We start from the raw sequence: 9,164 nt of genomic DNA on the forward strand, positions 1-9,164 counted from the left end.
GGGACTGGCGGACCGTGCCGACCACTACCCGTCGCAGCTTTCCGGTGGCCAGCAGCAACGGGTGGCGATCGCCCGGGCCCTGGCCATGGAGCCGGCCCATCACGAACAATGGAACAGGATCCGGCGCTAAGGGCTCGGGCTTGTTGACCTGGGCGTAAAGGCAGCGGCGGCGAAACCTCGCCGGGCGATGGCTGGAACGCCTGTAACAGTTCTCGTTCTGTGATGTCTGTCGGGTCTTGGCTCTATGTTGGGGTTTATGCCGGTTGAGTTCCTCACTGATGTCCAGGCCGCGGCCTATTCTCGTTTCACAGAGCCACCGTCGTTGGCGGAGTTGGAGCGGTTCTTCTTCCTTGACGACACGGACATGGCGCTGGTGAACAAGCGGCGCGGGGACTACAACCGGTTGGGGTTCAGCCTTCAGCTGGGCACGGTGCGTCTGCTGGGGTCGTTCCTGTCGGATCCATTGGACGTGCCGACTGAGGCGGTCGATTTCGTCGCCGGGCAGTTGGGGGTGGCTGACCCGTCATGTCTGAAGGCGTACGGGGAGCGGGAGAAGACCCGGCTGGAGCACCAGTGGGAGATCGCCCGCGAGTTCGGGTACCGCGACTTCCCAGCCGTCGAGGCTGAGCTGGTGCGGTGGGTGGATGACCGGGCGTGGAACACCGGGGATGGTCCGAAGGCGCTGTTCGAGGGGGCGGTGGTGTGGCTTCGGGAACGGCGGGTCCTGCTGCCCGGGGGCACTATTCTCGCGCGGTTGATCGCACGGGTCCGTGACGAGGCGATGCAGCGGTTGTGGGACGTTATGGCCTCGATGCTGACGGCGGAGCAAGCCCGGCTGGTGGAGCGCCTGTTGGAGGTTCCCGAGGGTGCGCGGGTTTCGGATCTGGAGCGGTTGCGGAAGGCGCCGCGGCCGCCGTCCGGGCGGAACATGGTCAAGTCCTTGGACCGGGTGGCTGTGGTGGCCGGGTTGGGGGTGGGTGCGTTGGGCCTGGACGCGGTGCCGCATCGGCGGGTGGTGGAGCTGGCCCGGTGGGGCATGTCGGGGACCGCCACGGCGCTGCGCCGTCATCGGCGTTCCCGCAAGCTCGCCACCATGCTCGCCACCATGCTCGCCACCGTGGTGTATCTGGAGGCCAAAGCGACTGATGACACCCTGGAAATGTTCGATGTCCTGATGACCACCGATCTGCTCGCTCGGGCGGAGCGGGAGTCCAAGACGGAGAAGCTGCGACGCTACCCGCGGTTGTCCAAGGACGCCGCGAAGTGCGCCGCCGCGGTGGAGGTGATGCTGGCTTCCACCGAATGGGGCGGGGAGATCACCATCGAGTTGCTGTGGGACGCGATCGAAAGCGTGGTCTCGCGCGCCGAGCTCCGCACCGCGGTGACCAACCTGACTGACGTCATCCCCCCGCCGGACGCCGACCCGAACGGGGACTGGCGGGCCACACTGGTGACCCGGTTCGCCGCGGTGCGGGGATTCCTGCCGCTGCTCACCGAGGTAGTCGCATTCGGGGCTACGGCCGAGTCCACACCGGTGCTCGACGCGATGCGTGCCTTGCCTGGGTTACTCGCGGCCAAGGCGAGCAAGCGTGTACCGGCCGGGTTCCTCGATGCACGGCTGGTTGCGGTGGACCTGGTACCGGCAGGGTGGTGGCGGCCGCTGGTGTTCCGGCCCGGACGTCCCGAAGGCACCGTCGACCGGGCCGGGTACGTGTTTTGTGTGCTGGAGCAGTTCCACCGGCACCTCAAGCGCCGCGACATCTACGCTGCTGCCTCGACCCGGTGGGCTGACCCTCGGGCACAACTGCTGACCGGGGCAGCGTGGGACGCCGCCCGCGGCCCCGTCCTCAACGACCTTCAGCTTCCCGAGGACCCCGCCGAGCTATTGGCCAGCTGGGCGGGCGACCTCGACGCGGCCTGGCGCCACGTGGCCGCGGGGTTGGACGGTGACGCCGGGGTCCGCATCGATGACGAGGAGCGCCTGCACGTGAAGAAGGACCCTGCGATCACGGACCCGCCGAGCTTGACCGACTTACGCAAACGCTGCGAGGCGATGATGCCCCAGGTTGACGTCGGTGAGCAGATCCTGGAGGTAATGACCTGGGAGCCAGATTTCTTCAAGGCGTTCACCGCCGCCTCCGGCGGGGAGACCAGGTTGGATGACTTGCACGTCACAATCGCGGCAGCCTTGACCGCGCAAGCGCTTAACGTGGGCTTCACCCCGGTCATCTCCGGGGCCCAGGCCCTGACCCGCAGCCGGATCAGTCATGTGGACCAGAACTACCTGCGGGCGGAGAGCTACGCCGCAGCCAATGCCTCTCTGATCACTGGTCAAGCTGAGGTGGCGCTGGCTCAGGCATGGGGCGGCGGGCTGGTCGCCGCGGTCGACGGGATCCGGTTCGTCGTCCCGGTACGCAGCGTCGACGCCCGCCCGAACCCGAAATACTTCGGCCGGGGCCGCGGCGTGACCTGGCTCAACATGATCAATGACCAGTCGGTGGGCCTGGCCGGGCGGGTTGTGTCCGGAACCCCGAAGGATACCCTGCACCTGGTCGACCTGATCTACAGCCAGGACGGCGGCCGCCGGCCGGATGTGATCATCACCGACTCCGGGTCTAACAGTGACATTATCTTCGGGCTACTCCAGCTCCTGGGCTTTGACTACCGGCCGCAGCTGGCCGACCTGCCGGACGCGAAGCTATGGCGAACTGATCCGGACGCCGATTACGGACCGCTCAACAGCGCCGCCCGCGGCAGGATTGACCTGACACGAATTGACCGGAACTGGCCAGAGATCCTGCGGGTGGTCGCTTCCATCCACACCGGTGCGGTCAGCGCCTACGACGTCATCCGGATGCTGCAACGCGATGGCCACCCCACGCCGCTCGGGGACGCCTTCGCGCACTACGGGCGGATCTTCAAGACACTGCACGTTCTTCGTGTCGTCCAGGACGAGCCATACCGGCGCGAGATCAAGGGCATGCGCAACCTCCAGGAAGGCCGCCATGACCTGGGCCGGCACCTCTTCCACGGACGCAAGGGCGAACTGCGCCACGGCTACCGAGAGGGCATGGAAGACCAGCTCGGCGCGCTCGGACTGGTTCTGAACTGCATCACCCTTTGGAACACCATCTACCTCGACCGTGTCCTGGACGCCTTGCGAGCGTCCGGCTGCCCCGTGCTCGACGCCGACGTCGCCCGGCTTTCGCCCTACATGCGCAAACACATCAACGTCCACGGCCACTACTCATTTTTACTACCCGAGCTCCTCGACGGCAGACGACCGCTGCGCGATCCAGACGCCGCCACTGCCGAGGAAGACTAATCCCTGCCGGGGATGATGGGAGTCGTTAGCCCTGGGCGCTGATCCAGTGCTGGGCTTCGATGGTGGCGATGCGTCGGTAGAGGGTTGCTCTGGACATGGCGAGGTCTTTGGCGACTTGGGTTGCCGATTCGCCTCCCTCGATGAGGCGGCGGGCGTTTTCAATCTGGCTGGTGGTGAAGGTGCTTCGTCGGCCGCCGAGGTCTCTGCCGGCTGCGCGGCGTTTGCTGACACTGTCTATGATGCGTTCGCGTTTGATATCGAGTTCCATTTGCGCCAGGGCGGCCATGACGGTGAAGGCCATCGCGCCCATGGGGGTGCCGGTATCGACGTCTCCGCCGCCAAGGTTGAGGACGCGCAGGTTGATCTGCCGCCGACGCATCTCAGTGGCGAGGTCGAGCATGTTGGCTGTGGAGCGTCCGAGCCGGTCCAGTGTTGTGATGGCCAGGGTGTCGCCTTCCTCCAAGGCCTGCAAAGCCAGGTCGAGGGCGGGGCGGTGGGCTCTGGCTCCACTGACGCCGTGATCGGCATAGAGGTCATCGCGGCGGACCCCTGCAGCGATGAGGTCAGTGATTTGCCGGTCTGTGGCTTGCGCCTTGTTGGAAACTCTGGCGTAGCCGATCGTTTTGCTCATGCCCGGCCCCGTTCATGTCTTGCAACAGTGGTTGGATACAGACATTCCAACGTGAAGTTGTGATACACGGTAGCAAGATATTTCCGGCCAGGTATTTGCTAGGCGCCTGCAGTGTCATTTTCCGAAGTCGTCTGCACAAATTTCCGTACTCGCCTGCACAACTCATCCACACCGACGTCGACCCTTACTGCCGTCCCACTCGGGGAACGTAGAGTGACACGCGGTGGACGGCGCGTGGTCAACGCCCTCGAACTTCAGCCTTAACTAACAATGGCGGACTTGAGTATGGCGCTGATGACGTCGGGAAATCGTGACTGGACTTCCGCGGTCCTTGGCCAATTGAGGCGGCTGTTGCCTGGGCCGAGTTCCTGGCGGATGAGACCGGACTCCCGGAGCACCTTGAAGTGCGCTGAAAGCGTTGATTTGGAAAGTTCGGTTTCGAAGGTTCCGCAGGTCTTGCCGGGCTCGGTGTTGATGTCGGCAAGCAGTCGAAGCCGTGTGGGATCCGCGCAGGCGTGCAGGATCGTGGACAGGTCCAGGTCCTCCACCCGGGGATGAAAGAGGGGTTTCATGCAGGCCTTTCTTTTGTCTCACTATCATGTACAGTGTTCGTGTATTCGTCAACTAACGAACACTTGGAGTCACTATGACCCGCACCACTTCACTCGCCGCCGTCGGCGGCCTGGCAACAGCCCTGGCGTGGGGAGGTATGTTCACCATCGCCAAAACCGCATTTCCCCATCTGGGGCCGTTCCAGCTGACGGCCGCCAGGTTCATCGTGGCAACGATCGTCTTCATGGTCATCCTCGCTCTCAAAGAGGGGCCCCGGGCCCTCATCCCCGGCAGGAGGGCCGGCGCCCTGTGGCTGGTGGGAACCATTGGCTTCGCAGGATTCAACCTGCTCATGTACGCCGGTCTGGCCTACTCGGCGCCGCAAACCATCTCCTTGGTCATGGCGACCCTGCCGATGGTCACACTGTTCGTCGTGTGGGCCCGCACAAGGAAACGCCCCGCTGGCCTGGTCTTCCTCTTCTCCGCCGTCGCACTCGTCGGTGTCGCCATGGTTCTCGGCAACGGCAACCCGGCCGCCGTCCTTCACGGTGGCCTGGGCCTGGGTGTCCCCTTGACCTTTGCCGGCGTGATCGCTTGGGTCATCTACACGACCAGCCGCGGCGCTTTCCCGGAGTTGAGCCTGCTTCGGTTCACCACGCACACCTGCCTGCTGGGAACTGTTTCCATCATCGTCCTCACCACCGCACTGACGTGGAACGAGCCGCCCATAACCGTCGGGGACGTCGGCGCCGTAATCTGGCAGATCCTCTACATGGCGCTTCCAGCCACGGTGCTGGCCGTGCTCACCTGGAATTATGCCGTCGCCAATTTGGGAGCATCCAATGGGGTGCTGTTCATCAACCTCGTCCCCATCACGGCTTTCACCATCGAAGCCATCCGCGGCCACCAGCCCACGGGCGGCGAAATCGCCGGAGTGGCCCTCACGCTCGCTGCGCTTCTTGCCGTGAACCTGGTCGCGCGCCGCAAGGCGAAAGCCACACCGCTGATCGAAGTCACTCAGGCCGGGAGCGAGGCACCCCGGGAACAGAAGGCCACCGCCAGTTAACCGCAGAAACCTCGGCCGTGAAGAAACGCGGGTCACTTCGATCCTGAGACCGGATCACTTTTCACATGGCGCCACCAGCCGCGTCTTGCATGCTTGACGGGTATCACTTGCAGTTGGGGTGGCTTCAGAAAAAGGAAAAAAATCGTACGCTAAGGGCGCGTGGAGAAATGTAACCACTGGACAGCAGCTTGTCGATGGAAGCTAGCCGGAGTCCGTCCGCTAGGGGAACGCTAACCGGGACGTCATTTGAGGGTAGGCCGCGAGTACAGTTGACTGGTGTTTAAACCGCGTCAGCTCAGTGAAGATGTCAGTATGCGCACATTGCGCTCGAGTGATGCGTCAGCGCTGGCCGCTGCGTATGTGCGCAACCGTGCATACCTTTCTTCCTGGGAGCCGGTGCGTCCCGAGGAGTACTACACCGAGAAATGGCAGGCTGCGGATATTGCGAGTCGCCTTGTTGCGGCTGATGCCGGGGAAGGGCTCCCTTTTGGGTTATTTGCTGGCGACGCCCTTGTCGGCAGATTCAACTTGGCCGGCATCGTGCGTGGACCGTTCCAAAGTGCAGGTCTAGGTTACTGGGTGGATGGCGCTTACGCGGGCCGTGGTCTGGCATCCGCTGCCGTCCAGATAATCGTCGAAACGGCACATGACGTACTTGGGCTGCACCGCATAGAGGCGAGTACTCTCCTCCACAATGCTGGTTCGCAACGGGTGCTGTGGAAGGCGGGCTTCCGGCAGATCGGGATGGCTCCGCGGTACTTGAAAATTGCCGGGAAATGGCAAGACCACAACCTATACCAAGTTGTCCTTCACGAATAAGACCCTGAGCTGCCGCCAACCAACGTCCAGCGCTATACACGACACCTCCCCTTCCGTTTGGGGATCCGTCAATGTGTTGGTGGTAGGAGCGCTTCCGCCCAGATGGACTGATGCTGCCCTGCGTATTGAGATGCAGCTCTCCAATGGTCGCCGTGCCCGTTGGCATACATCGTGCCCCAAGGCTCCCGACCTGCCTCGTGGGAGGATCTCAGAAGGTCGTACATGGCTGCGGCCCGACAATGCATCGCGGCAGGGAGATCGGCGCGTAGGCCAAGGTCCGCTTCATAGCCATCCACGAATGCCGCGAGATTCCGTGCCGCTTCCTTGGGAGACTGCCGGGTATTGGAGAGTGTGAAGGCTTGGGCGGCGTAGGCAAGATCCCATAGCCTTGTGCTCGGCGCGGCAGCGTCCCAGTCGATGAAGGTCCATCGTTCACCGATGATGAGGTTCCACGGGGCGAGGTCGTTATGACAAATGAGCTCGTCGTCCGGACTGGGAATCGCCGTAATCCACGATGCGCCAGGGGCGGGCGTGAATGTTTCGCTCGCGTCGTGGATAGCTCGCACCATCGCTCCGACCCGGCCGAGTTCCGAATGCGTGAGTGGATCCGAATCAAGCGCAAGTCGCCCGGGAATGAACTCGGTGACTTGCCTACCCTGCTCGTCTTGGCCGAGGACAGAGGGGACATCGACACCCGCCTCCCGAACTGCTGTCATGAAGGCGAGGACACTAGGCGTGGCATCGGTCCATGGCTTGCGGACTGTCGACCCAACCCGCACGACGACGCCGCTGGCATTGCCTCCGTTGAGTAATTGCTCGTCTTCCACAGCTAAAGACTAGCTTCCGAAAGTCGGCTGCCCGTAAGCCGATCCTTCACCGGGCAGCTCAGTTGAAACGCGGACCGAAGGCTATGGCATCCAGATCATGGGCAGTTACGGTGGCTCCATGAGGGACAGGATGCTGCCGATCATATGCGGGACGACAGAGTTCAATGACGCCCTCGACCACTACGAGACGGAAGGCTGGCGCCGTGCGGAAACTGATCTACGGCATGAATCTGACCCTTGACGGCTACATCGCCGCGGCCGGCGACGACATCGGCTGGAGCGGGCCGAGCGACGAACTGTTCCAGTGGTGGCTCGACCAGGAGCGGGCTAGCAGCCTGTCGCTGTACGGCCGCAAGCTCTGGGAGACCATGAGCTCCTACTGGCCGACCGGCGACCAGCAGCCCAACGCCACCCCGGCGGAGATCGAGTTCGCGCGGAACTGGCGGGACACGCCGAAGGTGGTGTTCTCCTCGACGATCGACAAGGTCGACTGGAACACCCGCCTGGTCACCGGCGACGCGATCGCCGAGATCACCCGGCTCAAGGCCGGGGACGGCGGCCCGATGAGCCTCGGCGGCGCAACGCTCGCCGGGGCGGCCATGCGGGCCGGTCTGATCGACGAATACGCGCTAGCCGCCTATCCGGTCCTGGTGGGCGGCGGCACTCCGTTCTTCACCTCGCTGGACAGCTGGGTGAACCTGAATCTGGTGGAGACGCGGACGTTTCCCGGCGGCGTGGTCCTGACCAGGTACGAGACGAGGCACTGAGAGCGATTCCTCCGCGCGGTCGGGGAAGTACTCCACCACCAGCGGTCCCACGTCGACGGGCAGCAGATAGTCCGGAATGTGCCTGCGCACTGCCCGGCGACCTCAGCCTTCAACAGAAACGGTTGCGCCACAATATGGCCCACCGACAGATCGAAGTCCGCGAACAGCAAACGCGTGCCACGCTGAAGCACCAGCAGGCAGCTCTGCCCGTAAGCCGAACCCTGAGCGGACACCGGAGCGGTAGGAGGGAGGACTGTTCGGCTCTCCAGTCCGCATCTCATGGAAGTGGCTGGGTTCCTCGCCAGATCAGCTTCAGGTAGACACGTCTGATTCCTCGGGCGGCGTGAATATGGACTCAATGGGTTGAACGAATAGCCGGGCGATACGAAAGGCCAAGGGCAAAGCGGGATCGTAGCGGCCTGTTTCCAGTGCGTTCACCGTCTGTCGTGAAACGCCGAGCTGGTCAGCGAGAGCCCCCTGAGTCCAGCCACGGCCCTCACGCAGTGTCTTGAGATGGTTATTCATCGTCTTCCAACGACGGTTCCTGTGATAATCCAACCAAGCATTCCCGCACCGTAGATGATCCACCCAACGCCAGGAACCCTGAGCCCCGCAATCTCCAGGAAAGCCAACGTCACGGAAACGATCATGGCGACAGCGAACCCCCCGGCGAACCCCTGCAACAGGAGGAGCCGCTGATAGTCGTCGATCCGCCGCACGTGGCGTACAACGGCCCGCACGATCCAGAGCGCGGGGATCACCGGCAGGACCGCCCATAGGAACCGCCACGGACTAACGCCGTCTAAGTCGCCCCACAGCAACACGCCGGAGAGCACCACCGCGTAGGAGACTATGCCCGACCAAAATTCCAGTTGATACGCGCGGGACCTTGCGCGGTCCCCCTCACTACGATCCTGGATGTCAAGTTTGTTTGTCATGGCTCCTATCTTGGGGTCGGACCTCGCTCCTGTCAAGGATGCTTGTCATCCGTATCGCGTGGACACATGCCTCCGCGGCACTAGCCGCGTGCTGACTTCGCCTCAGTTGCCCTGGCCCGCCTTCCAATGAGCAGTCCCGCAAGCCGATCCTTCACCGGGCAGCTCAGTTGAAACGCTGACCCAAGGCTATGGCATCCAGATCATTGGCAGTTACGGTGGCTCCATGAGGGACAGGAGGC

9 protein-coding genes and 1 pseudogene are annotated in these 9,164 nt (G+C 63.4%); 5 read left to right on the forward strand and 5 right to left on the reverse strand.

What is annotated here, in order from left to right; genetic code table 11:
- Both ABIB26_RS23235 and ABIB26_RS23240 read left to right on the forward strand, forming a co-directional pair.
- Nucleotides 1–94, forward strand: a pseudogene (locus ABIB26_RS23235) (ATP-binding cassette domain-containing protein); the annotation flags it as partial.
- A 162-nt stretch (nt 95–256) separates the two neighbouring features.
- Nucleotides 257–3,325 carry a Tn3 family transposase gene (locus ABIB26_RS23240; RefSeq protein WP_354248524.1) on the forward strand — a complete coding sequence of 1,023 codons (3,069 nt, stop codon included), beginning with the start codon at nt 257–259 and terminating at the stop codon, nt 3,323–3,325.
- A 25-nt stretch (nt 3,326–3,350) separates the two neighbouring features.
- Here ABIB26_RS23240 and ABIB26_RS23245 read toward each other — a convergent pair whose 3' ends face one another.
- Both ABIB26_RS23245 and ABIB26_RS23250 read right to left on the reverse strand, forming a co-directional pair.
- Nucleotides 3,351–3,956, reverse strand: a complete 606-nt coding sequence (locus tag ABIB26_RS23245; RefSeq protein ID WP_354248526.1) for a recombinase family protein — start codon at nt 3,954–3,956, stop codon at nt 3,351–3,353.
- Between the two features lie 260 nt (nt 3,957–4,216).
- Nucleotides 4,217–4,528 carry an ArsR/SmtB family transcription factor gene (locus ABIB26_RS23250; protein ID WP_354248528.1) on the reverse strand — a complete coding sequence of 104 codons (312 nt, stop codon included), beginning with the start codon at nt 4,526–4,528 and terminating at the stop codon, nt 4,217–4,219.
- A 74-nt stretch (nt 4,529–4,602) separates the two neighbouring features.
- Here ABIB26_RS23250 and ABIB26_RS23255 point away from each other — a divergent pair, with 74 nt between their 5' ends.
- Both ABIB26_RS23255 and ABIB26_RS23260 read left to right on the forward strand, forming a co-directional pair.
- Nucleotides 4,603–5,574, forward strand: a complete 972-nt coding sequence (locus tag ABIB26_RS23255) for a DMT family transporter (RefSeq protein ID WP_354248530.1) — start codon at nt 4,603–4,605, stop codon at nt 5,572–5,574.
- Nucleotides 5,575–5,886: 312 nt separating this feature from the next.
- The gene (locus ABIB26_RS23260) at nt 5,887–6,393 is read left to right on the forward strand and encodes a GNAT family N-acetyltransferase (protein WP_160679313.1); all 507 of its coding nucleotides are present in this window, start codon (nt 5,887–5,889) and stop codon (nt 6,391–6,393) included.
- Between the two features lie 68 nt (nt 6,394–6,461).
- Here ABIB26_RS23260 and ABIB26_RS23265 read toward each other — a convergent pair whose 3' ends face one another.
- The gene (locus ABIB26_RS23265; protein WP_354248532.1) at nt 6,462–7,220 is read right to left on the reverse strand and encodes a phosphotransferase; all 759 of its coding nucleotides are present in this window, start codon (nt 7,218–7,220) and stop codon (nt 6,462–6,464) included.
- Between the two features lie 203 nt (nt 7,221–7,423).
- Here ABIB26_RS23265 and ABIB26_RS23270 point away from each other — a divergent pair, with 203 nt between their 5' ends.
- Nucleotides 7,424–7,987 carry a dihydrofolate reductase family protein gene (locus ABIB26_RS23270; RefSeq protein WP_354248534.1) on the forward strand — a complete coding sequence of 188 codons (564 nt, stop codon included), beginning with the start codon at nt 7,424–7,426 and terminating at the stop codon, nt 7,985–7,987.
- 312 nt (nt 7,988–8,299) lie between these two features.
- On the opposite strand, the gene ABIB26_RS23275 is transcribed toward ABIB26_RS23270, so the two are convergent.
- Together ABIB26_RS23275 and ABIB26_RS23280 are read right to left on the reverse strand one after the other, a co-directional pair.
- Nucleotides 8,300–8,512 (reverse strand): helix-turn-helix transcriptional regulator, encoded by a 213-nt coding sequence (locus ABIB26_RS23275; protein ID WP_354248536.1) that lies wholly within the window; start codon nt 8,510–8,512, stop codon nt 8,300–8,302.
- Nucleotides 8,509–8,925 (reverse strand): hypothetical protein, encoded by a 417-nt coding sequence (locus ABIB26_RS23280; RefSeq protein WP_354248538.1) that lies wholly within the window; start codon nt 8,923–8,925, stop codon nt 8,509–8,511. Before ABIB26_RS23280 ends, ABIB26_RS23275 begins: the two co-directional genes overlap by 4 nt.
- Between the last annotated feature and the right edge of the window lie 239 nt (nt 8,926–9,164).

It is taken from the genome of Arthrobacter sp. UYEF20 (genome assembly GCF_040546335.1).
Classification (GTDB): domain Bacteria; phylum Actinomycetota; class Actinomycetes; order Actinomycetales; family Micrococcaceae; genus Arthrobacter.

What these genes read in the sequence shown, in the direction of transcription:
- ABIB26_RS23260 (WP_160679313.1), top strand. Translation starts at nt 5,887, where the DNA reads ATGCGCACATTGCGCTCGAGTGATGCGTCAGCGCTGGCCGCTGCGTAT.
- ABIB26_RS23255 (WP_354248530.1), top strand. Translation starts at nt 4,603, where the DNA reads ATGACCCGCACCACTTCACTCGCCGCCGTCGGCGGCCTGGCAACAGCC.
- ABIB26_RS23245 (WP_354248526.1), bottom strand. Translation starts at nt 3,956, where the DNA reads ATGAGCAAAACGATCGGCTACGCCAGAGTTTCCAACAAGGCGCAAGCC.
- ABIB26_RS23250 (WP_354248528.1), bottom strand. Translation starts at nt 4,528, where the DNA reads ATGAAACCCCTCTTTCATCCCCGGGTGGAGGACCTGGACCTGTCCACG.
- ABIB26_RS23240 (WP_354248524.1), top strand. Translation starts at nt 257, where the DNA reads ATGCCGGTTGAGTTCCTCACTGATGTCCAGGCCGCGGCCTATTCTCGT.
- ABIB26_RS23275 (WP_354248536.1), bottom strand. Translation starts at nt 8,512, where the DNA reads ATGAATAACCATCTCAAGACACTGCGTGAGGGCCGTGGCTGGACTCAG.
- ABIB26_RS23280 (WP_354248538.1), bottom strand. Translation starts at nt 8,925, where the DNA reads ATGACAAACAAACTTGACATCCAGGATCGTAGTGAGGGGGACCGCGCA.